The sequence below is a fragment of the Sulfurimonas sp. genome (assembly GCF_023229105.1).
GTDB lineage: Bacteria > Campylobacterota > Campylobacteria > Campylobacterales > Sulfurimonadaceae > Sulfurimonas.
Map to the genome: position 1 here is coordinate 1 of NZ_JALNZY010000025.1, position 24,853 is coordinate 24,853.

At 34.7% G+C, this 24,853-nt stretch carries 29 protein-coding genes; 23 read left to right on the forward strand and 6 right to left on the reverse strand.

The window, feature by feature from the left end; translation table 11 throughout:
• Positions 1-132 precede the first annotated feature (132 nt).
• Together M0Q17_RS04910 and M0Q17_RS04915 are read right to left on the reverse strand one after the other, a co-directional pair.
• A complete protein-coding gene (locus tag M0Q17_RS04910; protein ID WP_295083928.1) occupies positions 133-486 on the reverse strand; it encodes a DsrE family protein in 354 nt (117 codons plus the stop codon).
• A 9-nt stretch (positions 487-495) separates the two neighbouring features.
• Positions 496-969, reverse strand: a complete 474-nt coding sequence (locus tag M0Q17_RS04915; protein ID WP_295083931.1) for a rhodanese-like domain-containing protein — start codon at positions 967-969, stop codon at positions 496-498.
• Positions 970-1,064: 95 nt separating this feature from the next.
• Here M0Q17_RS04915 and M0Q17_RS04920 point away from each other — a divergent pair, with 95 nt between their 5' ends.
• Both M0Q17_RS04920 and M0Q17_RS04925 read left to right on the forward strand, forming a co-directional pair.
• Entirely contained in the window at positions 1,065-1,433 is a 369-nt protein-coding gene (locus M0Q17_RS04920) for a metalloregulator ArsR/SmtB family transcription factor (protein ID WP_295083934.1), read from the forward strand.
• Positions 1,434-1,494: 61 nt separating this feature from the next.
• Positions 1,495-2,085, forward strand: coding sequence for a class II aldolase and adducin N-terminal domain-containing protein (locus M0Q17_RS04925; RefSeq protein WP_295083936.1), 591 nt, complete (start codon positions 1,495-1,497; stop codon positions 2,083-2,085).
• Here M0Q17_RS04925 and M0Q17_RS04930 read toward each other — a convergent pair.
• A complete protein-coding gene (locus tag M0Q17_RS04930; protein ID WP_295083938.1) occupies positions 2,082-3,380 on the reverse strand; it encodes an adenosylmethionine--8-amino-7-oxononanoate transaminase in 1,299 nt (432 codons plus the stop codon). The genes M0Q17_RS04925 and M0Q17_RS04930 overlap by 4 nt on opposite strands.
• A gap of 3 nt (positions 3,381-3,383) precedes the next feature.
• Positions 3,384-3,734, reverse strand: coding sequence for a hypothetical protein (locus M0Q17_RS04935; RefSeq protein ID WP_295083940.1), 351 nt, complete (start codon positions 3,732-3,734; stop codon positions 3,384-3,386).
• Positions 3,735-3,903: 169 nt separating this feature from the next.
• Here M0Q17_RS04935 and M0Q17_RS04940 point away from each other — a divergent pair, with 169 nt between their 5' ends.
• The 18 genes from M0Q17_RS04940 (at position 3,904) to M0Q17_RS05025 (ending at position 20,666) form a co-directional block, all read left to right on the forward strand.
• Positions 3,904-5,367, forward strand: coding sequence for a peptidylprolyl isomerase (locus M0Q17_RS04940; protein ID WP_295083943.1), 1,464 nt, complete (start codon positions 3,904-3,906; stop codon positions 5,365-5,367).
• Position 5,368: 1 nt separating this feature from the next.
• A complete protein-coding gene (gene ftsA / locus M0Q17_RS04945) occupies positions 5,369-6,727 on the forward strand; it encodes a cell division protein FtsA (protein ID WP_295083946.1) in 1,359 nt (452 codons plus the stop codon).
• A 9-nt stretch (positions 6,728-6,736) separates the two neighbouring features.
• On the forward strand, positions 6,737-7,855 hold the full coding sequence (gene ftsZ, locus M0Q17_RS04950) for a cell division protein FtsZ (RefSeq protein ID WP_295083949.1): 1,119 nt from the start codon (positions 6,737-6,739) through the stop codon (positions 7,853-7,855).
• A 76-nt stretch (positions 7,856-7,931) separates the two neighbouring features.
• Positions 7,932-8,366: a hypothetical protein gene (locus tag M0Q17_RS04955; RefSeq protein ID WP_295083951.1), complete on the forward strand. Its 435-nt coding sequence runs from the start codon at positions 7,932-7,934 to the stop codon at positions 8,364-8,366.
• Complete coding sequence (locus M0Q17_RS04960; protein ID WP_295083954.1) at positions 8,363-9,031, forward strand: Crp/Fnr family transcriptional regulator; 669 nt, start codon at positions 8,363-8,365, stop codon at positions 9,029-9,031. Before M0Q17_RS04955 ends, M0Q17_RS04960 begins: the two co-directional genes overlap by 4 nt.
• A gap of 3 nt (positions 9,032-9,034) precedes the next feature.
• On the forward strand, positions 9,035-9,976 hold the full coding sequence (locus M0Q17_RS04965) for a hypothetical protein (RefSeq protein WP_295083957.1): 942 nt from the start codon (positions 9,035-9,037) through the stop codon (positions 9,974-9,976).
• A gap of 110 nt (positions 9,977-10,086) precedes the next feature.
• The gene (gene nosZ / locus M0Q17_RS04970; protein WP_295083960.1) at positions 10,087-12,687 is read left to right on the forward strand and encodes a Sec-dependent nitrous-oxide reductase; all 2,601 of its coding nucleotides are present in this window, start codon (positions 10,087-10,089) and stop codon (positions 12,685-12,687) included.
• Between the two features lie 176 nt (positions 12,688-12,863).
• On the forward strand, positions 12,864-13,646 hold the full coding sequence (locus M0Q17_RS04975; protein WP_295083963.1) for a cytochrome C: 783 nt from the start codon (positions 12,864-12,866) through the stop codon (positions 13,644-13,646).
• Positions 13,647-13,648: 2 nt separating this feature from the next.
• A complete protein-coding gene (locus M0Q17_RS04980; protein ID WP_295083964.1) occupies positions 13,649-14,866 on the forward strand; it encodes a nitrous oxide reductase family maturation protein NosD in 1,218 nt (405 codons plus the stop codon).
• 3 nt (positions 14,867-14,869) lie between these two features.
• Positions 14,870-15,610 (forward strand): 4Fe-4S dicluster domain-containing protein, encoded by a 741-nt coding sequence (locus tag M0Q17_RS04985; protein WP_295083967.1) that lies wholly within the window; start codon positions 14,870-14,872, stop codon positions 15,608-15,610.
• A 9-nt stretch (positions 15,611-15,619) separates the two neighbouring features.
• Complete coding sequence (locus tag M0Q17_RS04990) at positions 15,620-16,255, forward strand: hypothetical protein (protein WP_295083970.1); 636 nt, start codon at positions 15,620-15,622, stop codon at positions 16,253-16,255.
• 3 nt (positions 16,256-16,258) lie between these two features.
• Positions 16,259-16,753, forward strand: a complete 495-nt coding sequence (locus M0Q17_RS04995) for a c-type cytochrome (protein WP_295083973.1) — start codon at positions 16,259-16,261, stop codon at positions 16,751-16,753.
• A gap of 36 nt (positions 16,754-16,789) precedes the next feature.
• Positions 16,790-17,695 carry a NapH/MauN family ferredoxin-type protein gene (locus M0Q17_RS05000; protein WP_295083975.1) on the forward strand — a complete coding sequence of 302 codons (906 nt, stop codon included), beginning with the start codon at positions 16,790-16,792 and terminating at the stop codon, positions 17,693-17,695.
• Positions 17,696-17,697: 2 nt separating this feature from the next.
• Positions 17,698-18,336 carry an ABC transporter ATP-binding protein gene (locus M0Q17_RS05005; protein ID WP_295083977.1) on the forward strand — a complete coding sequence of 213 codons (639 nt, stop codon included), beginning with the start codon at positions 17,698-17,700 and terminating at the stop codon, positions 18,334-18,336.
• Complete coding sequence (locus tag M0Q17_RS05010; RefSeq protein ID WP_295083979.1) at positions 18,323-18,790, forward strand: hypothetical protein; 468 nt, start codon at positions 18,323-18,325, stop codon at positions 18,788-18,790. Before M0Q17_RS05005 ends, M0Q17_RS05010 begins: the two co-directional genes overlap by 14 nt.
• A 9-nt stretch (positions 18,791-18,799) precedes the next feature.
• Positions 18,800-19,627 (forward strand): ABC transporter permease subunit, encoded by an 828-nt coding sequence (locus M0Q17_RS05015; RefSeq protein ID WP_295083982.1) that lies wholly within the window; start codon positions 18,800-18,802, stop codon positions 19,625-19,627.
• A 10-nt stretch (positions 19,628-19,637) separates the two neighbouring features.
• Entirely contained in the window at positions 19,638-20,135 is a 498-nt protein-coding gene (locus M0Q17_RS05020; RefSeq protein ID WP_295083985.1) for a nitrous oxide reductase accessory protein NosL, read from the forward strand.
• A 9-nt stretch (positions 20,136-20,144) separates the two neighbouring features.
• On the forward strand, positions 20,145-20,666 hold the full coding sequence (locus M0Q17_RS05025; protein WP_295083988.1) for a PAS domain-containing protein: 522 nt from the start codon (positions 20,145-20,147) through the stop codon (positions 20,664-20,666).
• 49 nt (positions 20,667-20,715) lie between these two features.
• Here the strand turns inward: M0Q17_RS05025 and M0Q17_RS05030 are convergent, their stop codons facing one another.
• Positions 20,716-21,477 carry a patatin-like phospholipase family protein gene (locus tag M0Q17_RS05030; protein WP_295083991.1) on the reverse strand — a complete coding sequence of 254 codons (762 nt, stop codon included), beginning with the start codon at positions 21,475-21,477 and terminating at the stop codon, positions 20,716-20,718.
• Positions 21,474-22,067, reverse strand: coding sequence for a DUF502 domain-containing protein (locus tag M0Q17_RS05035; RefSeq protein WP_295083994.1), 594 nt, complete (start codon positions 22,065-22,067; stop codon positions 21,474-21,476). The genes M0Q17_RS05030 and M0Q17_RS05035 overlap by 4 nt, the downstream gene beginning before the upstream one ends.
• Before the next feature lie 100 nt (positions 22,068-22,167).
• Here M0Q17_RS05035 and M0Q17_RS05040 point away from each other — a divergent pair, with 100 nt between their 5' ends.
• Genes M0Q17_RS05040 through M0Q17_RS05050 form a run of 3 tightly spaced genes read left to right on the forward strand, consistent with a single transcriptional unit; the run spans position 22,168 to position 24,734 of the window.
• Entirely contained in the window at positions 22,168-23,439 is a 1,272-nt protein-coding gene (locus tag M0Q17_RS05040; protein WP_295083997.1) for a M48 family metallopeptidase, read from the forward strand.
• The gene (prmC, locus tag M0Q17_RS05045; RefSeq protein WP_295084000.1) at positions 23,421-24,251 is read left to right on the forward strand and encodes a peptide chain release factor N(5)-glutamine methyltransferase; all 831 of its coding nucleotides are present in this window, start codon (positions 23,421-23,423) and stop codon (positions 24,249-24,251) included. The genes M0Q17_RS05040 and prmC overlap by 19 nt, the downstream gene beginning before the upstream one ends.
• Before the next feature lie 3 nt (positions 24,252-24,254).
• Entirely contained in the window at positions 24,255-24,734 is a 480-nt protein-coding gene (locus tag M0Q17_RS05050) for a DUF4149 domain-containing protein (protein WP_295084003.1), read from the forward strand.
• The last annotated feature ends 119 nt before the right edge of the window (positions 24,735-24,853 follow it).

Consider the following 24,853-nt stretch of genomic DNA (forward strand, 5'->3'; position numbering starts at 1 on the left):
ATTTTATCGTCTCTCAAGTCTCAGAGATAAATACAATCTCTTCTAATAACGCAAGAAATGTAGAAGAAATTGCAGCGGCAGCAGAGCATCTTAACTCTATGACGGATGAGCTTCATGCGAAGCTAGAAATGTTTAGAACGTAAGCACCTGTTTGCTTTGAACAACCCAGTCCGACAGAACCTGCATTGTTGAGGAAACTTTCTCATCAAAGTATGGCTCATTTTTAAAGATTCCACATCTAGCCTTACATGCACTGCAAGCTTGCAAGGCAACTCCACTCTCATAAAGTTTTTTTAACATTAAAACCAAATCATAGTCATAGTTTTGTGGTTTTTGTGTTTTATCTCTTGCCAAATCAACCGCATCATTCATCAAAAAAATATTTACTTTTTGTCCATCTTTATATAGAGTAGAAGCTAATCGCAGAGCATTGTATGCTATATCAGAGCCGTCATAAGGCTCATGGTTTAATATAATCGTTATCATTTTTTTCTCCTATTTTGCTATTTTTAGTATGCCTATTCCAGTTTTAATGGGATTGCCTGCCTTTGCCCATGCATCAATTCCACCTTGAAGGTTTTTGGCATTTTTATAACCCATTTTTTTCAATACTTGCGCGGCCAACGCACCGCGCCCACCGTTTCTGCAGTAGGTAACTATCATGCTGTTTTTATCTTGAATTTTACCAAGCACTTCCCATTCTAAATTACCACGAGTAATTGAAATAGTATTAACGCTAACAAATTCATTAAACAAGTAGCCTTCCGCTCTTTGTTCAGACTCTCTTACATCAAGAACGATAACCTTTTCATCTTCAATCATCTCTTTTAATTGATCCGAAGTAACCTCGCCCGCCTCTTTTTTTGCATCATTTATAAGCAACATTTTTGCATCATCTTGCCCATACACATTGCTAGATAGCAATCCAAGCAGTATCGTGCATACAAACAAGTTAGATAAATTTTTCAATTAAATTACTCCATTAGTTATTTGCATATTTAGGCATTAAACTAAATAGCTTTTAGTATGCTATACTTATTTAAAAAATTTGTCAAGGAAACAATGTGCTAGATATGCAACAAAAAATAAAAATATTTAAGGCACTTGGAAATGAGACTCGTTTTCTCATCTTTAAAAATGTCTTTACAGGCGGGTATGTATGTTCTATAGACAATAAAAATCCAAAGGTAAGTCCTCACTCCACCTGTGTAACTACAATCGCCCAACATTTTGAATTTTCTCTACCGACAATTTCAAAGCATCTACAGCTGCTACGTGAAGCCGGAATTATTAAAATGCAGAAAAAAGCAAACAAGATATATATCGAACCAAATATTGAAACCATAAGAGAGCTTGGGGGCTGCTTTACAAAACTAGTTGAAAATTTTGAAAACAACAGAGAGCTATTTTTTGACGACGTTATTTTAAAGTAACTTTTCAAATAAAGCAAAAAAGTTATGTTACACTTATGACAAAAAAATATGAGCAAAATAAATGAATAAAGAAAATCTAAAAAACAGACTCTCAGCGTTATCGTTATCCATGTTTAGAAAAGATTTTTTTGGTATATTTCACGGTTCTATTTCTGCTAAGACTGAATCAAACCGCTTTATTATAAATACAAAGGAGGCTATATTTGATGCACTTGAGAGCAGTAGCCTTATTGAACTATACTTTAAGAAAGATTATAGATGGAATCAGGCAAGTATTGACTCAAGTATCCACCATAGCATCTACTCTCAAATATCAGATGCCAAATTTATCTGCTTCAGTATGCCGCCTTTTACAACCGCCTACTCTCTTGATCACAATCTCATTACACCAAAAGATTATTTTGGCTACAAAGAGTTAGGCTCCATAGAGATTGTAGATCCTAGAAGTTTTGATGATTGGTATGATAGAGCAAACAGTGAGATTGCCTACTATTTTCAAAGTAAAAAAACAGACATCATGGTTATCAGAGGCTATGGGGTTTATACTTTTAACAGAGATATTCATGAGATGGCAAAAAAAATCGCCATTTTAGAGAAGAGCTGCAGACTTCTTCTGCTAGAAAATACTAAAAACGACTCTGTTTTTGACTAAGAGAGTAGTTTTATAGCCTCGTAAGCTGTATCCATCATCTTGTCGCACTCCTCTTTTGTAATGATATAAGGCGGCATAAAATAGACAACATGCCCAAGCGGACGAAGTAGCACACCATTTTTAAGCCCGTATTTATAAACCTTTAGCCCTACTCTATCCTCAGCTATGTACCCTTTTAGCTCCACCGCGCAAATCATACCTGTCTGCCTAATCGAAGCAACATTTTTAAGCTCTTGAAACTTCAAGAGTTTTTTGCCCATATACTCGGCTGTTTCTCTGTTTTTTTCTATAACATCATCTCTCTCAAAAATATCAAGAGTAGCATTTGCAGCTGCACATGCGAGTGCATTTCCAGTATAACTATGAGAATGTAAAAAGGCTTTATGTTCGCCATAGTCACAGTAAAATTTTGCATAAATCTCGTTAGTTGTTAGTACGACTGAAAGCGGAAGATAGCCACCAGTCAAGCCTTTTGAGAGAACTATAAAGTCTGGCGAGATGTTAGCGCTACTACATGCAAACATCTCACCGCTTCTTCCAAAACCGACCATGACTTCATCGGCTATCAGGTAAATGTCATATCTATTGCAAATATCACGCACCAAAACTAAAAACTCTTTATGATACATGTGCATATATCCCGCACCCTGAATGAGCGGTTCTAATATTATTGCACTTATCTCATGCGACTTCTTTTTACACAATTTTTCAAACTCTAAAGCAGCTTCTTTAGCCGACTCTATACTCATATCCTTTGGCACAGGGGTTTGCAGACTCTGAATTAAAAGCGGTTCATATGTATCTTTGTAAAGCTTTACATCGCCTACACTAAGCGCGCCTATTGTTTCACCATGGTATGAGTTAGTAAGAGAAACAAAAAGTTTTCTGTTTTTACCGCTGTTTTTATGCGCATGAAAACTCATCTTGAGTGCGACTTCAACTGCGCTTGAGCCGTTGTCTGCATAAAAACACTTCTCTAGCCCATTAGGTGTTAGTTTCACTAATCTCTCTGACAACCTAACAACTTGTTCATGCGTAAAACCTGCCAAAATCACATGCTCTAAAGTATCTAACTGCTCTTTAATTTTTTCATTTATATAGCTGTTGGTATGTCCAAAAAGATTTACCCACCAGCTGCTAATTGCATCTATATAAGAGTTGCCCTCAAAATCTTCTAAATATACTCCATGCGCCTTTTTTATAGGAATAAGCGGGAGCGTTTCATGATCTTTCATCTGCGTACATGGGTGCCACAACACCTCTAAGTCTCTATTTTTTAACTCTAAATTATTCATATACTACTTTTTTAGCTCCACGGCTTCATACTCTGGAGTATATTTAAGATTTGTACAAGCCAAAAGCCCATGCAGCTCCATCTCTGCTCCACTCACATCAAAAAGCTCTCCCCCTTCTTTGCATAAAAAAATAAACTTCTCATATTTACGATTATCTCTGTCCATATATTTTGAGTAAACAACATAGAATGCATCATTAAATTTAGGTACTTTAGAACAAGTGTCAATATATTTTTTGCACTTTTTATCTATACTCTTTATCTCTAATACATCAGATTGAATCGTGTTTAGCAATATTTCTGGCAACTTTGGTAACTCTTCTTGAATATTTGCATACTTTTTAATACCGCTCATGAAAACTCCTTTCTCTCTTGTTAATGCGTAGATTTTACCTGCTTTTCATTTACATTTCTATTAGCTATCTATATTTGTTTATTAAGCTAATTTTGGGTACTTTTTATCAAGCTTTAATACGAATTTACCTAAAATTACAAAAAAAACATACACAAAAGGCTTTAACTCGATGATTACATGGATGCAGAGACATAAAAAATATCTCATAATTACTATTTGGATTTCAACAATTGCTTTTGTCGGAGCCGGTTTTGTAGGCTGGGGGCAATACAGTTATGGAGATAAAGCCGGAGCCATTGCCAAAGTCGGCAGTGTAGAGATTACGATGGGTGAACTTCAAAAAAGCTACTCAAATCTTTATAATCAATACTCGCAAATGTTTCAAGGGGAGTTTGATGAGGAGAAGGCAAAAAGTTTTGGTCTAAAATCACAAGCACTTCAGTATTTAGTTCAGCAAGCGCTTATATTAAATCTAGCAAAATCTTACGATTTGCAAATTAGCGACGCAGAACTTTTAAATGAGATTAAGACACAAGAGTATTTTTTCAAAGATGGTGTTTTTGACAAAGAGACATACATACAGGTCCTTTTAAAAAACAACCTAAGTATAAAAGAGTTTGAAGCTGACATAAAAAAAGATCTTCTTATCAAAAAAACCCTCAATCTTCTTCCAGTTCAGACGAAAGAGAGTGAACAAAATATCTTAAAAACATCCATGAATATCGCCGATAAAATAGAGTATAAACTCTTAGAAGTAGATCAAATAAATATCAATACCTCAGACGAACTCTTAAAACCTTTTTGGGGAAAAATGAAAAGCAGTTTTATGAGTGAAGTAAGTTATGATGTAAAGTATATTAAACAGCCAAAAATATCACAAGAGTATGACGAGATGACAATCACTCAATACTATAATGAGAACAAGCTAAACTTCAAAAATGCTGAGGGCAAAGTGCTCTCTTTAGAGGAAGCTAAAGATAAAATAGTAAACGAATTAGACGCAAAAGAGAGTAAAAAAGAGGCGTTAAGAGGTTATATAGCATATAAAAAAGGAGAGCTTGAGGGAGTAGATGTAAAGAGTGCAACAATATCTATCTCAAACAATCCTTTTGGCAAAGATGCTATTGATGCAGTATCAAATTTAACTCCCTTATCCCCATTTTCTAAACCCGTACAAGTTGCAGATGATTACTTTACATTTGAGCTTGTAAAGATTAATAAGTCGCAGCCAAAAAATTATGAAGATGCTAAGAGCGAAGTTGTTGCCATGTATGTAGAGCAAGAAAAGAGAATCAAGCTCTTAGAATTAGCAAAAAAATCATTTGCTACATTTAAAGGTAAAATAACCGATTTTATAACGGTAAATGATTTTAGCAAACTAACAGATTTAAGTAGCAGTGAGGCAAATGAATTTATGAATGCCCTTATTACCAAAGAGAGCAAAAAAGGTTATATTACTTTAGAGAGTGGAAATATCGTAATGTATAGCATTTTGGAACAAAAACTGCTTACTAATGATAACAACGATCAAAACAATGTTATTGCTAGATTGAAAAGTGCTATGTTTAATGAAGGATTGATTAAAAACCTGCAAAACAAGTACAAAACCGAGATTTTTATCGAAGGACTCTAAGTTGAGCAGAACTGTTTTAGCCATAGATATTGGTTCAACGAAAATATGTGCAATTATCGCAGAGATAGCTGACGATAACACCATAGCTATAACAGGAGCGGGAATTTGTAAGGCGCAGGGTCTTAAAAAAGGAAGCATAACAAACATAGAGCTTGCTTCAAGATCTATAAAAACTGCATTAAATGATGCTAAAAGAGTCTCAGGCAGCGAAGTAAAAACTGCTATAGTCTCTATCTCAGGCGCTTACACAAAAAGTTTAAATTCCAGTGGTATCGTAAATATTCAAAACAAAGAAGTTAGCTTTAAAGAGATTGAAAGAGTCATGCAAACCTCTCTTTACAATGCTAACATTCCAAATGAGTACGAAGTGCTACATGCTCTGCCTTACAATTTCAAAGCTGATGATCAAGATTATATAGAAGACCCGCTTGGAATGAATGCATCAAGACTTGAAGTTGAAACACACATTATCACAACACAAAAATCAAATTTAAATAACTTAAGAAAAGCGGTTCGAGGAGCGGGCGTAGAAGTTGAGAATATTGTTCTTACCGGCTATGCTTCCTCTATAGCAACACTGAACGATGATGAAAAAGAGCTTGGTGTTGCCGTAATAGACATGGGCGGAAATACTAGCAATATTACGATTCACTCAGGCAACTCCATCAGATACAACGACTTTTTAGGAGTCGGCTCTAACCATGTAACAAGCGACCTCTCTATGGCACTACATACTCCACTCAATATTGCCGAGAGCGTAAAGTTAAACTACGGCTCACTTCTAAATCCGAGCAGTGATTTAATAGAACTTCCTATTATCGGCGATGAAAACACTACACATGAGGTCTCTCTTGAGGTTGTGCATAATGTTATTTATGCAAGAGTTGAGGAGACGCTCATGATTTTGGCTCAGTTTATTGAAAACAGCGGACTCAAAGATAAAATCGGAGCCGGCATAGTTCTAACAGGCGGATTCTCCCAAATGGAGGGAATGAGAGAGCTTGCGGTTGCAACATTTGGCTCTGTTCCAGTACGTCTAGCAAAACCAAAAGAGATGAACGGTCTTTTTGACACTCTTCGTTCCCCAGAATACTCAAGTGCAATCGGTCTTATCATGTACGCAGCATCTGCTTACACACAGTATGAGATAGATGTAAACAAGAGAGTTAGGCACTCAAATGAAGTTCTTATGGGTCATAGCAGTATAAACCTCAAAGAAGAGCCAGATATTTCAACACCTCACTTGCAAGAGAGCGAAAAAAAAGAGGGAATGGTTTCAATATCAATGAAAAAAAGTAAAAAAGATGACGAGGCAGGAGCCTTCAGTAAATTTTGGAACTGGGCAACACAGTTATTTTAAGGAGAGAGTATGGAACCGTTTTTAATTGAAGAAGCATGTAGCATAAATGGAGCGAGAATTGTAGCCGTAGGTGTCGGTGGCGGTGGCGGTAACATGATAGGTCACATGATTAAAGAGGGTGTTACTGGCATCGAGATGATTATGATAAACACCGATGCTCAAGCATTAAAAGAGACTAAAGGTGCAAAAACAATCCAAATAGGCGTAAAACTGACAAAAGGTCTTGGTGGCGGCATGAAGCCGGAAATAGGCAAAGAGTCAGCACTAGAGAACTATGATGAGATTAAAAAAGCTCTTGAGGGTGCTGATATTGTATTTATATCCGCTGGTCTTGGTGGCGGAACCGGAACCGGAGCCGCTCCTGTAATCGCAAAAATTGCCAAAGAAGTAGATGCACTAACCATCTCAATAGTAACGAAGCCTTTCATGTTTGAAGCACCAAAGAGACTTAAGCTTGCTAAAGCGGGACTTGAGGAGCTTAAAAAAGAGAGTGATTCTATAGTAGTTATTCCTAACGACAAACTCCTCTCCATAATTGACAGAAAACTGGGAATCAAAGATAGTTTTAAAATAGTTGACAGTGTTTTAGCACAAGCAGTAAGCGGGACAGCAGGCGTAATCCTCTCTAACGGCGACAACGACATCAACCTCGACTTTGCCGACTTAAAAACTGTTATGAGCCATAAAGGCATGGCACTTATGGGTGTTGGCGAGCATGAGGGTGAAAATGCAGCGTATGAGGCTATTAAAGCGGCTATTGAGTCTCCTCTACTTGACAATGTATCTATAAATGGGGCAATGGGTGTTCTTGTTCACTTCCACATGCATCCAAACTTCCCTATGCTAGAGACATCAGAAGCTATGATTGTGGTTCAAGAGAGTGCACATGAAGATGCAGATGTGATTTTTGGTACCTCTACGGATGACTCTCTTCCTGAGAATTATGTAAAAATAACTATAATCGCGACCGGTTTTGAGAAAGATTTTAGCACAGGTTCTAATAATGAGAATTTCGTCAGCGAGACTCCCTCTCCTGTTACAAAAATTCGTCCGAGACTTGTTGTCGGTGGAGATCTTGATGGAAACCATTTAGATATTCCGTCATATATGAGGCAACAGCAGGACTGATGCTCCTTAATTATTTAAACACCCTTTAAATAATTAAGGGTTGTTTGTCTATATATTTTATAAAAAGAGAGAGAAAATGAAATTTTTATTTGTGCTATTGTTTATAATGTTTTCTGCTTTTGCCTCAGATGTGCAGATGCAAAGTGGAGAGCTTTCGTCTGAAAATATGAAAAAGCAAAACAGAGAGGTTACCAAATTAGCCGCTCTAGAGTTATCAAAGGCACTGCCTGCAACAATCGATAAATATACAAAACTTATAAGCATCAGAGCAGACGATACTACGCTTGTTTATATATTTGAAATCGACATATCTCCAAAAAGTGATGAAAGTGTAAAAAAAGAGGATCACAGCAGAATGAAAGAAGCGGTAACTTTAGGCGTTTGCAGAAATTCAAAACGCTTTTTAGAAGCAGATATTTCAATTCAGTATATATATAACAGTACCCACAGTAAGTCGGAATTATTTAAGTTTGATATAAACAAAGAGATATGTTTTAATATTCTGAAATGAACAAAAATATCTCCACCAAGGAGGTTATCTCCTCTTTAGGTTTTTTTTCATCTCTTGATAAAGAGCAGATAGAACTTCTATCTTCTATCTCGGTTATACACAACTACTCTAAAGAGTATGTTATATATTACGAAAAAAAACAAAACAACTCTCTTTTGTACCTTTTAAAAGGTTTGGCAAAAGCATATAAAATAGACAAACATAATAACGAAATATTTTTACACTATATATATGAAAACTCTCTAATAACTGAAATATCAAATATAAAACAAGACACCCTTAACTCCTTTGCAAATGTAGCACTTCTAAAGGATTCTCAAATACTTCAAATAGATTACAAAAAATTTAAAGAAGAATTTTTAGATAAAGGTTTTCTCTGTTTTGAGTTCATCAATGAAATTATTTTAAAATCTCAACAACTCCAATCACTAGTAAATAGAGAATTTATCTTTAACTCTACTGCAAAAGTTGCTATGATGCTACATGATGATTTAGAAATATTTAACAACTTAAAAAGGGCGGAAATATCACTTATACTTCATATACAGCCGGAGACTCTCTCAAGAGTTTTAAACAGACTCAAAAGAGACAATATCATAGATTCAAAAAATGCGAAGATAGTAGTTTTAGACAAAAAAGCTCTAATCTCTATCTATGAGGAGTAAAACTTGAAAAAAATTAAAATTGTAGTTGCACTTTTATTTGTTCTCTCAATTACGCTTGCAACTCTTTTTAGCTACACGTCAAAAAGTATTTCAAAACATAATGATTTTATAAATACAATGAATGAGCAAAAAGATTTTACTCAAGAGATATCAAAAAATATTTTTTATATTTATAAAAACCCAAATAGTTCTACGCTAACACTAGATGACTCCATAAGAAAATTTCTAGATGCTATGGATTATAAAAAACAAAATATTATAACAAACGAAAATATTGCAAAACTTTGGAACTCTTTTTATCTTAATGTACAAAAAATTAGAAATCAGCTTAAAAACAAATCAATCTATTCAACTATTTTATTAGAAAAAAGTGTAAAAGAGATTTACAGCATTAATTTAAAACTAATTTTAGAGTTTAATACTATTATAGAAAAAGAGAAAGAGAATTTTTATGAAAAACAGAAGTTTTATAAATTTGTTCAATATTTACTTTTTATTTTTTTAGTGCTACTTCTTATTTACTTATTTACCGAGTTAAAAACAATCATTAACTTTGTTCAAAAATTTCTCTTAACTTCAAAGGAAATTATCACAAATGCATCAATTAAGGAATTAAAACCTATTGAAATAGACAATGCCTCTACATATATAACAGAAGCAAAAGATAATTTTAATTCGCTTGTAAAAAAGATAAACGACTCTGTTTCATACTCCGCTAACTCCATAGAACACACATGCAAATCACTGGAGATAACAGAGGAACATATAGAGGATTTAGTAGAATTAATATATGCTATGAATAAACAAACAAGAGATAAGGATTTAAGAAAAAAAGAAGATGCAGTTATACAATCTCTTGAAGAACTAAGCTCAACAGCCATTAAACTAAAAAATTTAAAAAATGACTTAGATGCTCTCATTTCATATTCTAAACTTAAAAATTAAAATTAATTCAATAATTTGACCTAGGTCAAATTATCAACCCCTAAATTTTATTACTATTTTGTTATCGTTTGAGTAATACTTTATACTCAAAGGAATTTAAGGAGCATATCATGAAAAGAAATTTTACTAAATTTTCTTCTGTTATCCTTGGCACTTCACTAGTGGCGACTGCATTAAGTGCTAGCAGCGGTGAATTGGCAGATGTAATGAAGAAAAGAGGACTATCTGAAGTTGATGTAGTTCGTGCTGCAAAAACTTATAACCCTTCGGGTGTAAAAGATGAGTTTGTTGTTTTCAGTTCAGCGGGTCAAGCCGGACAAGTAATAGTTTACGGCGTTCCGTCTATGAGAATTTTAAAATATATCGGGGTTTTTACTCCTGAACCTTGGCAAGGATACGGATTTGACGAGGAGTCAAAAAAAGTCTTAAGACAAGGTAATGTAAGAGGAAGAGAGATTAACTGGGGAGATACTCACCACCCTGCTCTTTCAGAAAAAGATGGAAAATATGACGGTAAGTGGCTTGCTATCAACGACAAAGCAAATCCTCGTATAGCAATTATCGACTTAGCAGACTTTGAAACAAAACAAATTGTTGTTAACCCTGTTTTCAAATCTGCTCACGGTGGAGCTTTCTTTACTCAAAACAGTGATTACATCATAGAAGCATGTCAATATGCTGCTCCATTTGATAATAACTATCACCCAATCGAAGCTTACAAAGAAGCATACCGTGGTGGTGTAACGATGTGGAGATTTGATTCTAAAAAAGGGAAGATTCAAGAAAAAGAGTCTTTTACGATTGAAATGCCTCCATATATGCAAGATTTAAGTGACTCAGGAAAAGGTGTTTCTGACGGATGGGGATTTACAAACTCATTTAACTCTGAAATGTACACGGGCGGAATTGAAGTTGGCATGCCACCAAACGAAGCTGGTATGAGTAGAAATGACACAGACTTCTTGCATGTATATAACTGGAAAAAACTTGCAGAACTTGCAAAAGACAAGAAAAATGTAAAAATCATTAATGACCACAAAGTCATTCCTATGGATATTGCAATTAAAAACAATGCACTATTCTTAATTCCTGAACCAAAATCTCCACACGGTGTTGACGTCTCTCCAGATGGTGAATACATCACAGTTTGTGGTAAGCTAGATACACATGCTTCTGTTTATAAATGGAGCAAAATTAAAAAGCTTATTGATAGTAAAGAGTACGCTGGAAAAGATCCATACGGTATTCCTATCTTAGATATGAAATCATCTCTTCATGGTCAAGCAGAACTGGGTCTTGGGCCATTACACAACCAATACTCTCCTATTGATGGCGAAATTTATACTTCACTTTACGTTGATAGTCAAATCGTAAAATGGAACTATAAAACTTTAAAAATTATAGATAAAGTAAATGTTCACTATAACGTTGGACACTTATGTGGAATGGAAGGCAAATCTGCTGATCCTCAAGGAAAATATATCATCTCATTAAACAAACTTGCGATTGATAGATTCCAAGGTGTTGGACCATTGCACCCACAAAACCACCAGCTAATCGATATAAGCGGTAAAAAAATGGATCTTCTTGTTGACATGCCTCTACCACTCGGTGAGCCACATCAAGCAGTTGCAATCAGAGCAGAGAAATTACACCCACATGTAAGATATCCAATGGGTACAAATACTAGAACTGATGAAATTCATGAAGGTAAAACTTTAGCGGGTCAAGAGAGAATTGAGAGAAAAGGCAATCAAGTAAAAGTATATGCTACTATGGTTCGCTCACACATCAACCCTGAGAGAATTACCGTAAATAAGGGTGATGAAGTAACTATGTACTTAACAAACCTTGAGCGTGCTCAAGATGAGGCACACGGTTTCACAGTTGACCATTACAATGTTCACGCTTCACTAGAGCCTGGTAAGACTGCAAGTATTAAGTTTACTGCTGACATTGAGGGAGTTTTCCCTTACTACTGTACAGAGTTCTGTTCTGCGCTTCACTTAGAGATGATGGGTTACCTAATGGTAAAAGATCCAAACAAAAAGTACGAAAGTGCACAAAAAATGAAAATGCAGACAATGACTCCTGCACAGCTAAAAGCTGAGTATGAAAAAACTGTTGCAACAAACACTGCGACTGATGCTGTTATACAATCAGTTGTGAAGTTCCTAAAAGAGAATAACTTTGATAAACATAAAGTTGTAGCGGATCTTGTAACTGATGCGTTTGATCAATATGGTCAAATACCAGCGCAGAAAAAACTGGCTGATGAAGCGGTTAAAGCTGGCGATTTGGAAAAAGCTATTCTTTTTGAAAATATGATTTGGCAATATATGGTTAAAACTGCCGATGTTGGAATCAGAGCAAAAGATGCACTTGTTAGACTTATAGCTACAAAACAGAGTTCTGCAGCTGCTAACGGCGAAAAAGCATTTGGCGAAGGTGGATGTGGCGGTTGTCACGTTATAGGTAAAGTTTCTTCTGGTCCAGACTTAACAGGTGTACTTGAGAGACATGGTAAAGATAGTCAAAAATGGGTAAGGGATTTTATTATGAATCCTGAAAAAATGTATGATGACCCATATGTTAAAGGTATGATTGATTACTTTAACCTTAGAATGCCTAATCAGCACATGGAAGAAAAAGAAGTAAAAAATATTATCGAATACCTAAAATGGGTAGATGAAAACGCTAATCTTTTCTAAGACTACGTTTTAAGTCAAAACAAAGGAGGGAGAAGAATTTATTCTTCTCCCTTTTTCATTTATACAATTTTATCATTATTTAAGCTTATAAAAACAATATTATAATATAATACATTATGAAATATAGTTTGAGGATTACTCTTAAATTTTAATTTTACATATAAAGGACTTTCACAATGAATAAAAGTTTGACAAAAGCAAGAGTTTTCGCCACTTTGGCTTTATTAATTTTAACCTTCTCTTTTACACTTCCAATATTAGGATTTCATGGAGTGTTAAATCAAATGGAGGACTCCAAAGAGAGTGAGATTTCATCTGTTAGTAAAACAATTTGGAATTTTTATAATCAAGGAAGATACAAAAGCGTTACTACACCAAAAGAAGCGCACAACGACTTAGATAAAATGATCTCTTCTACTGCAGAAGTCGGTCCTGCATCGATGCCTATCTGGGCAGTTTCACTTGAGGCACCAAACTATCCCAAAGATGCTTTTCCAGAGGGTATTCCCGTATTTTTCCATTTTGACGGTTATAGTGGAGAAGTTCATGAAATGAACACTATTAATCACTATGTTGGAATGGATCCAATGTGGGTTGGCGGTACAATAGAGAGAGAAATAGGAATATATGCTCTTTTAGCTCTATCTTTGGTTATAGTATATTTTATTGCCTACAATTCAAAAATTTTAAGCTATTTTATGTTGATTCCGGCATCTCTTCCTCTGCTATTTATGGCTGATTATTCATTCTGGTTATACTGGTTTGGGCATAATCTTCATGATTGGGGGATGTTTAAAATCAAACCTTTTATGCCTACTGTTTTTGGAGACGGAAAAATTGCTCAATTTACAACGCACTCTTATCCAACAATTGGCTTTTATCTAATTATTGCAATTAGTTTATTAAGCTTACTCGCTTTTTTTGCAAAACAAAAAGCTCTTAAAGAAACGAATATATAAAAATGTTTAAAATTTATTTTGCTTTATTTACTCTATTTTTGCCACTGTTAAACGCAAATGTATTGCAAAAAGCAATTGATGATGCTCCTGTGGGTTCTATCTTAAAGCTTCCTGCTGGAGTTTACAAGGGTAGTATTGTCATAAATAAGCCCTTGACTATTATAGGAAAAGAAGACGGCGTAGTTATTGATGGTGAGGGTAATGGAACTGTTATTAAAGTAAAAAGCTCTTACGTAACCCTCAAAAATCTAAAGATAATCGGCAGTGGCGATAGACATGAAAATATAGATGCGGCTATTACTATATCTGAAGCAAAACAGTGTGAAATAAGTAATTGTGTTATAGATGATTGTCTTTTTGGAATTGACATGCAGATGGTAAGTAACTCTATAGTATCCAACAACAAAATAACATCAAAGGATTTTGACCTTGGACTAAGAGGCGATGGATTGAGACTTTGGTACAGCAATGATAATATTATCAAAAAAAATTCGCTTATCAACTCTCGTGACATGGTTGTTTGGTATAGCCACGGAAATACTATAGAAGAGAATTTCGGCGAGCATTGCAGATATTCTCTTCACTTTATGTATGCCGGAAAGAACCATGTTATCAACAACAGATATCAGTACAATTCAGTTGGAATATTTTTTATGTACTCTAAAGACACAATAGCAACGGGCAATTTTATCAAGAGTTCCCTTGGGGCTACGGGTATGGGAATAGGATTTAAAGAGGTTACGAACTTTACGATTAAAAACAATACTGTTTTATACTGCGCGCAAGGACTTTATATAGACAGATCTCCGTTTGAGCCAGAAACTAACAACTGGATTGAGGATAATAAAATACTTTATAACGCAGAGGCCATGCATTTTCACTCTCTAAGTGAAGATAATATTATTAAAAATAATGTAATAATGGGAAATATTGAAGATGTTGTAAATGATGGAATGTCAAGTAAAACTTACAATAATGATATTAGCGAAAATTATTGGGACAACTATGAAGGCTTTGATCAAAATAATGATAACATTGGCGATACTCCGCATAAAGTTTATCGATATGCTGATCAGCTTTGGATTCACAACCCGGATGTTAAATTTTTCTATGGTTCGCCTGTTATCTCTTTACTAAATTTTTTAGCGAAACTGGCACCATTTTCAAAACCGCTTTTTTTATTTGAAGATGCAAAACCCATAGTTAAGATAGAAGGATAAATTTTGGAAAAAGTTAAAACAGATAAAAGAGAATTTATAAAATACTCCACACTGGGAGTATTAGGACTTGTTTTAGGCGGGGGTATGATATTTAGCCCTTATGTATTAAAAGCAGAAAATAGATTAAGACCACCGGGCGCAGTAGATGAAAAAAAATTTTTAGCTCTTTGCATCAAGTGTGGACAGTGTCTTCAAGTATGCCCTTATCACTCAATTAAACTTACCGATATGGCTCATGGACACGGAATCGGTACGCCATATATTGATGCAGATGAGAGAGCTTGTTATGCTTGTAATGCTGTACCTTGTGTTTTAGCATGCCCTAGTGGCGCGCTTGATCATCACTGTGAAAAACCTGAAGATATCAGAATGGGAATTGCTGTATTAGAGTTTCCAGACACTTGTCTAGCAATAAGCAAAACACCTATTCCTAAGGGATTTAATGACAAGATGCATAAATATACTAACTCTGTAGTTAATATTCATGAGTTAGAAGAAAAATTGTTAGAAAAATTTGATCAATTTGAAGGTAAAGCATGTACGTTATGTGCGGATATGTGCCCTATTCCAAATCCACTTAGTGCTATTGAAATGGTAGCTGATAGTGGTGGCGGGCAGAGACCTGAAATTTATAGCGGATGTATTGGTTGTGGAGCATGTCAAGACGTTTGTCCAACGACAATCGCATCAATTGTAGTTAAACCAAGAATGACATATGATGAGTATTACTCAAACAAAAAATAAGGCTGTAAAATGAAAAATTGTAGTTTAAAATCAAAGTATAAGAGTTTACTTTGTGTTTCTGGTGTTTTGTTGTTAAGTGTTTTTTCAGGATGTAGTGATAATAAAGAAAAAACAAAAACAGAAACTGCCTCTTTGTCTTCAAAAGAAGCTTCTATGCAAAAAATAGAAGTTACTCAAAATAAAGATGCCTTAGCGATAAAAGTAAAAGAGAAAGAGCGTGATGCAAATCAGAGTAAATCTTACTATTATGATTATAATATAAAAAGTGAATATGACCCAAATTCAAAACCGGCTAATGATGATGCATCAGTCAGAACGGCGCCAAGAACAGCAATTGATGCGAACTTATTTGTAAGAAGTCCTTATGAAGAAGTACAAATTTCAATGCTTGTTAAAAAACTAAGCAAAAAATACATAGTTAAATGCTCTGCTTGTCATAATGATTATGGAAATGGTGTTGTAGGACCTTCTCTTCTTGGAAAGGATGCTGATTATATTTATAATAAAATTGCACAATTTAAAAACGGTACGAAACAAAATGTGTTGATGACTGATCTTATTGACCAAATGGATGACAAAGAGATAAGAGAATTAGCTAACGAAATAGAGCAATTTAATAAATCTATAAATGAAATGAGGAAATAAAATATGAAAAACATAATCGTAGGAATATTAACAATTTTAATATTTGCACTAATGGCATGGACGGCTTCAAAAGGCGGAGCTTATCATGGTGGTAAACATTCAAAAGGTATTGGAAGCTTTGCGGATGAAAAAACTACAGCACAAGCTTCTCCGGTAGAAAAAAGCGATGAAGAAAAAGATGCTGATCAATTAAAAGCACTTAAAGATAAAGCCGGAAGTATCGGAAGCTTCAAAGTTAGTGACGAATACAAAAGCAAATGTTCTGCATGTCACGGAGCAAACGGTTCGGGAGAACAAGATGGCAGAAAACTTATGGGACCAGAACTTTATGGACAAAGTGCTGATATGATCTATAAAAAATTAATTGATTTTAAAGCAAATAGAATAGAAAATGTAATCATGAGAGGCTTGCTTATCAACACCAGTGAAGAGGAACTAAGAAAATTTGCAGATGAAATTGGAGAATTTCCAGCACGTGCAGCTGAGGCTAATAAGTAAAACCGACAACTGATAGCAAACAAAATGGAGCTTTAGATGGATAAATACAATAATAGAGAAACGATAAAGAACAGTTCTTTTTGGTCAACATTTTTTGATACTACAAGAGATGGGAAAAAAATTTTTAGTTACAGAATGAAGAGATGGATATTGGTAATAGCCATACATTTACTCTTCTTTCTATCTTTTCGTATTGATATTCAAACATTAGAGGGAACACTTAGTGGTTCAAGATTTTTAGGTTTTCATCTTATAGATATCTTTACGACTATGGAGCTTTTTTTAGCTACTTATGAATTGCCTATCAATATGATTATTGGTACAGTAACTATACTTATTTTATACCTATTGGTTGGTGGTAGAAGTTACTGTTCATGGGTATGTCCTTATGGAATTTTAAGTGAAATCGGCGAAAAAATACATAATACTCTTGTTAATAAAAAAATTATTAAAGAGAGAAAATTTGACCATAGAGTAAGACACATATTTTGGGCAATATTTTTAATGCTCTCTCTTACAACCGGGTACCTAGTTTTTGAAACATTAAACGTAGTCGGCATACTTAGCAGAATGATTGCATACGGCTGGAGCTTAGCGCTACTTTGGGTTGTTGTTGTTTTTGCTTTTGAAGTTTTTTACTCTAGAAGAGCGTGGTGTACATACATTTGTCCGATTGGAACAACCTATGGCTACATAGGGAAAATATCTGCTCTAAGAATTGAGTGGAATGATAACTGTGATCACTGCATGGTGTGTCATGATGTATGTTTTGAAAATCAGGTGCTTGAGATTACAAAAGCAAAATATGACAAGCAAAGAGAAGAAAAAGGAATCACAAGAGAGTATATCACAGGAGCAGATTGTACACTCTGCGGAAGATGTGTAGATATCTGTCACGTGGATGCTCTTAATTTTGATTTTAGATTAAAAAGTTTGGTGTAATTATGATAAAAGTTTCAAATCTCACAAAAAAATTCGCTCAACATGTATCTCTTGATAATGTTAGCTGTGAGTTTAATAAAAATGAATCCATAGCCTTGATGGGTGCAAACGGTGCCGGAAAAACAACTCTTATACGCTCAATCCTCGGATACTATCATCCTGATTCGGGAAAAGTATCAATAGATGGTTTTTGTCCGGTTAAAGAGCGGGTAAAAGTGCTGCAAAATATCAGCTTTGTGCCGCAACTTCCACCTCCTATTAAATTAAATATTCAAGAACTTATGCAGTATGTTTGTATGAGCACTGATATAGATAAAGAGCTTATTGAATACTACTCAAATGAAATGAAGCTTGACATAAAAGCAAATCTTTACAAATCATTTTTTAAACTAAGCGGCGGTATGAAGCAAAAACTGCTTATAGCAATTAGTTTAGCCAAAAAAAGTAGCATCATTATATATGACGAACCGACTGCAAATCTTGATCCAAAGGCAAGGGATGACTTCTATAGGCTTTTAAAACAAAATGAAGATGAAAAAGTTCTTCTTTTTGTTACCCACAGACTAGAAGAGGTTCAAGGGTTAGTAAACAGGCAAATATATATGGATATGGGAAAAGTAGTCGCAGATGAAAGAGTTTAAATTTTCATTTTTTATCTTAAATTTTTTACTTCTGTTTTTTATATCCGGATGCAATACATCAGGCTCTATCTCTTCTGAAGATAATAGCAGCAAACACAAAGATATCTGCCCAAAATGCAGCATGGAGCTTCCTGCATCAAATATTCACACGGCGAAGCTTCAAGTACAAGAGAGAAGCTACAGTTTTGATGATATTGGGTGCCTGGTTCTTTGGAGCAAAGATAAAGAGATAAATATGGACGAAGCAGAGGTTTTTACAAATGATACACATAGATACATAAGCGCATCAAAAGCCTATTTTGTATTCAATGAAAAGACACCTATGAACTATGGATTTGCCGCTTACGAACTTGAAAAAGAAAACTCGATAAAGATTGATGAAGTAAAACTCAGGATGCTAAGAGGCGAACACATGGCAAATCCTAAAATTAGAAAACAGATACTCGGGTACTAAAGGATTGATTTGAAAAATTTATATTTAATCGCATATTTAGATTTAAAAGAGTCTATAAGAGCCAAATGGTTTTTGGTATATTCTCTTGTGTTTGGAGGGTTGATCGCCCTTTTTTTTATAGCAGGAGTAACAGAATCTCAAGTTATGGGATTTAGCGGACTTAGCAGACTTTTGCTTATGTATATACAAATCACGATAGTTATACTTCCCATATTTATACTTATAACTACCGTACGTTCAATTTCAGGAGATAGAGACAATCATATCCTTGAGTATATGCTCTCTTTTCCAATTTCGCTTAAACAGTATTATTGGGGTAAAATTATAGGCAGATTTATTACAGTATATCTACCTGTAATTTTTGCCATGATAATAGCTGTCGTATATGGTTTCATAAAAGGTGCAAGCATTCCATGGAATATATTTTTCTTATATACTGGCTTGCTTTTTTCCCTATCTAGCGCCTTTTTAGGGATTGCATTTTTTATCTCTTCTTTTGTAAAATCATCTGAAGTTGCACTTGGAATCTCATTTTTCGTATGGATATTTTTGCTGGCATTTATTGATATAGCTCTTATTTCACTAATGATGCAGCAAAGAGTAAATGAGGAGTTGATTATATTTATAGCTATGATTAATCCAATGGAGCTCTTTAGGGTAGCTGCCATTTCATTGTTTGATCCTGAGCTTACAGTTATGGGTCCGGTTGCATTTTATATACTTGATTTGATGAGTCAGAGCGTATTCGTTCTTTTATCGATTGGGTATCCTCTTTTGCTAGGATTGTTTTTTGCATTTCTAGGATTTAAAATATTTGAAAAAAAAGATTTGGTTTAAAGGAATTTTTATGTATAAAAAAATATTCACATCGTTGGTAATTACCTTATCAGTATGGCTTGCTTCATCTTTGAGTGCAAACGACTCTTATGTAATGGATTACGATAAAGAGACGACTTGTTTAGTGAGAAATTTTAAAGTGTATGAAAATCCTCAGTGGGTTTCAAAAATAGAGCTTACAAACGGCAAGAAACTCTTCTTTTCATCTCCTAAGTCAATGATAGAATTTTACCTTGTTCCTGGAAGATGGTTTGATATAGGAGTAAAAAGTGAGGAGGATTTTAAAGATATCCTTGTTACAAATTTTGCAACTCTTAAACCTATAGATGCGAGAGGTGCTTTTTTTGTTTACGGTAGCAATACAACCTCGCCTGCGGGAGATGACTTGGTACCCTTTGCAACTTATGAAGAGGCTAAAAAATTTGCATCAACACACAACGGAAAAAGAGTAATGAGTTTCAATCAGATATCTGATGCACTTATTCGATTACTTAACGGAAGCTTATAAGGAGTTAATATGAAACCCACACCGATAAATAAAGAGATAGTGTTAGATCCAAAAAGATATATTGTTAGCGAAACAGATGAACAAGGCAAAATCACTTTTTGCAACGATTATTTTGTTGAAATTAGCGGTTACTCAAGGGATGAGCTTTTAGGACATTCACATAATATCATTAGACACCCTGATATGCCAAAAGTTGTTTTTAAACTCTTGTGGGAGACCATCTCGCATAGAAAAAACATCAATGCTGTTATAAAGAACTTGGCTAAAGATGGAAGATATTACTGGGTTTTTACGGAGTTCGAATCAAGAAGTGACACCGATACAGGCAAGATTATCGGTTATAGCGCAGCTAGAAAAACAATCTCAAAACATGTTATAGAGATTATATCAGGTTTATATGCGAAACTTCTGGAGATAGAAAAAGAAAAAGGGGTTGATGCAAGCGAGGAATATCTTAGCAGTTATCTAAAAAATAAAGATGAAAATATAAATTTTCAAAACTTTATGGAAAATATTCATAAATTTTATTAAATTCAGCGCAAAGCTTGCTTGCGCTGAACTCATTTGACCTCTAAATAACTTAGAGATTTTTTATGATTCTCTTCGTCTCCTCATATCCTATTTGAATTAAATTTTTTATTTGCGACATATCTACGGCATTAAATTCCGACAAATCTGGCTTGATGATAATATTGGCATCTTTTGTCTGTGCTCTTTTATTGATTTTTACTAAAAAATTAAAGCTGTTATAGAGAACCTCAATAACATTCTCAGGCTTTTTGTAAGAGCGATCAGGAATAAGATCTACGCCAATTACAAAATCAATATCTTTACCCTTTAAAGCACTAAGCGGGATATTTTCTACTATCCCGCCATCAACTAGAAATCTACCTCCAAGTTCAACAGGCACAAAGATTCCTGGGATGCATGTGCTTGCAACTACAGCATCTGCCACACTTCCTTTGTCTAAGATAATCTTCTCTCCAGTCGTAATATCCGTAGCTATCATGCCCAGCGGTATATTTGACTCATTAAACTTCTTCTCACCTATATTCTCTTTTATCATCTCACCTACCTTCTCATTTGAGAGGACTCCATATTTTGAGAGAGTAAGGGAAGATAGCTTTTTCCACTCAAACTTAGTGACTATCTCTTCTATCTCTTTGGGAGTTTTTCCAAAAGCATAAAATGCTGCGACAATAGCACCCGCACTTGTGCCAGATATCGCTTTTATCTCAATATTTTTTTCTTCCAGTGCATATAAAACACCGATATGAACAGCACCCAATACTGCCCCACCGCCAAGAGCTAATCCTATCTTTTTTTCTTTAAGGCTACTCAAGCTTGCTCCTCTTTGTCTTTTTTACTGCTTGAAATTCCTGCTGTCATTATAAATCCCAGAGCCTCTTCTGTTTTCATATCAACGAAAGTTATATTTTTTTTCGGGATAAAAAGAGAGTATCCACCGACTTGATAACTCATCTGAAAATAGACAACCACAGGTTCTTCCATATCTAAAAATTTAAATCTTTTTAAATCTTTAGAGGTTACAATGCCCATAATTTTCGCATCAAGGGCAGGTAAGTCAACAAGAACAACAGTATCGTTTTCCTTGCTTTTGAGATTTGAAAAAAAGTTGAAAAAATCTTTTATTGCACCATAAAGAGTATTTATAAGAGGTGTTTTATCAACAAGAGCTTCAAAAAAATCTCTTATTTTTTGTACAATCCAGAGCTTCAAGAGCAACCCGACAAAAAATACGATGGCGATGCCCGCTATAAATCCTAAGCCTACAACATAATACTCTTTTGGCACAACTAGTAAAATCAGGTTGCCAAAGAAATTCTCCGTTGTTTTTAAAATCCAAACAAGTACGTATAAAACTAATGCTGTTGGGAGTACAAGGCTAAGACCGTTTATAAATGTTTTCATAAAGTCCTCTTTGTAAAATTTAAAGATTGTATCAAAAAATTTATTAAAGCTCTAAAGAGGTGCTCTAATGTTAGAATTTCAAAAAAAATAAGGCAGTTGCATGTTAATGACGATGGTAGTAATTTATACTCTTTTTGTACTTGTTTCAATATACACAAGTGTGATGCAGATAGGATATGTAAATATGACAAAGGGAGGCAAAGCTATTTTACTTGCAGAGAATGATTTTATAAAAGCTGCGAACTACAGTATTGCCAAAGAGAGAATGAGTATAACTAGTATGCTTATAGACTATATCGTTTTTTTCTTATGGATAAGTTTTGGAGTTAAATTTCTAGAACAAAACATCTCTTTTTTAGTTCAAGACGGCGAAAATACAGCGCTTTTAAATATTGCCATAGTTATGGGTTTTTTGGTTATAAACTCGCTCATCTCTCTGCCATTTTCATACTATGAAAAGTTTGTTTTGGATGAGAAATTCGGTTTTAACAAATCCACTCTAGCACAATGGGCAAAGGATACTCTTATCTCCTTTATCATGACGCTTCTCTTTGGTTCTTTGGTAGTCTGGGGTATTTATGCGATAATCTCTAGTTTTACTCTTTGGTGGGTTTGGAGTTTTGCGTTTATCTTTGCAGTCGTAATTCTTATAAATATGTTCTATCCCACCTTTAGAGCGCTCTTTTTTGACAAACTCACTCCCCTGAAAAACGAGGAGCTTGATGCGCAGATAAAAGATTTAATGGATAGAACCGGCTTTGTAAGCTCCGGCGTTTTTGTAAGTGATGCCAGCAAGAGAGATGCAAGACTAAATGCCTACTTTGGAGGTTTTGGGAAAACAAAGAGAGTTGTTCTTTTTGACACGCTTATAGAAAAACTCACAACCAAAGAACTTTTGGCAGTTTTAGGACATGAGCTTGGACATTTTGCACATGGAGATATCTATAAAAATATTGCTCTTGTGGGAGCCATGCTCTTTGGGATGTTTGCCCTTTTTGGCAATCTGCCGAGTTCGCTTTATGCTGAACTTCAAGTTGAAAATGCACCCTATGCAATTATGATTTTGATTCTTCTTTTTATGCCGGTTTTAGGTTTTTTCATGATGCCAATAATGGGAATTATCAGCAGACATAATGAGTATGCAGCAGACAAAACAGGAAGCGAGCTTGGAGGAGCAGGAGGAGAGATAGAGCTTGCAAATGCTCTAAAAAAACTTGTTAGTGAGAACAAAAGTTTTCCGCTCTCACACCCGCTGTATATCTTTTTTCACTATACACACCCGCCTGTGCTAGAAAGACTCAAGGAACTTGGCGTTGATATAGAAACAAATGATAAGAGTGCTTTAGGAGCTGCATGTCAAGCGGATATTTAGTAAAAGATATTTTAAAAGAGATAACTCTAAAATTAGCACCTAATGTTAAAAGAGCATCAAGAGAAGCGCAACTCCTTTTAATGCACCATTTAGGCGTAGATGAGCTTTGGCTTATAACAAATCAAGACACACTTGTAAAAGAGAGTGAAAAACTTTTAAAAATGGCACACAGAAGAGCTAAAGATGAACCCCTAGAGTATATTACGCAGAGAGTTAGTTTTTATAGTGAGGAGTTTTTTATCTCAAAAGGTGCGCTTATCCCTCGTCCTGAGACGGAGCTTCTCATTGATGAGGTGCTCAAAAATATAGATGATAAAAATGCCGACATGACAATCGCAGAAGTAGGTGTCGGAAGTGGGATTATCTCTATCATGCTTGCAAAGTTTCTGCCAAATGCAAAGATTATAGCAGTGGATATTTCAGAAGCCGCATTAGAGATTGCAAAGAAAAATATTCACATGTTTAATCTCCAAAAGAGAGTTGAGTTAAGACTCGGTTCGTTTCTAAAACCCATAGATGAGCATATTGACTACTTGGTTTCAAACCCCCCTTATATCGCAAATGATGCTGCACTTGAAGCAAATCTCTCTTATGAACCACAAAATGCTCTTTTTGGCGGTGTTATCGGGGATGAGATGATAAAAAAACTTCTTGATGAAGTCTTAAGTAGAAATATTAACTTCTTAACGTGTGAGATGGGTTATGACCAAAAAGATAAAATAGTGGCTTATTTAAAAGATAGATCCTTTGGAGAAATTGCGTTTTATAAAGATTACAGCAGTTTTGACAGAGGGTTTACACTAAGGCTATAATTTTTGAAAAGAAATATTTATATAGATTTTACATATCTTATTGTTTTGGCTGCTTCCTTTGGAGCGGTTTTAGTTTTAGGAGCTATCGTAGCTCCTATTGTTTTTCATTCAGATAAGATTTTATACTTTGTTTTACTAGATAACTACAATGCCGGAATTATTATGAGTGAGATTTTTCGCCGTTTTAGCTATTGGATTTATTTTTTAGCTTTTTTTGTTAGCGTATATGAACTACTTATGTATAAAAGAGGACAAAGAGATGCCATTCTCTTTGGCAGCTCTGTTAGCGTCGTTTTCTCTTCCCTTATGTTTAGCGCAATTTATTCACCCAAAATTCTCTCTATGCAGAGACTTGGAGTAGAAGCTACACAAAGTGACACCTTTAATAATATTCATTTAGCGAGCGAATTGGACTTTAAAATTTTAGCAGTAGCTCTTCTTATATTATTTATAAGAAGATTAATGTTTCTTAGGATACAATAATGCACTTTTTCATATACCTTATTGCATTTTGAATATTTTTTAACAAAATAGGCGAACAAAAGAGACTTTAGCTTGCTTTTTTGTGAAAAAACTTCTTCTTGTGTAAAGTATAAAAAAAA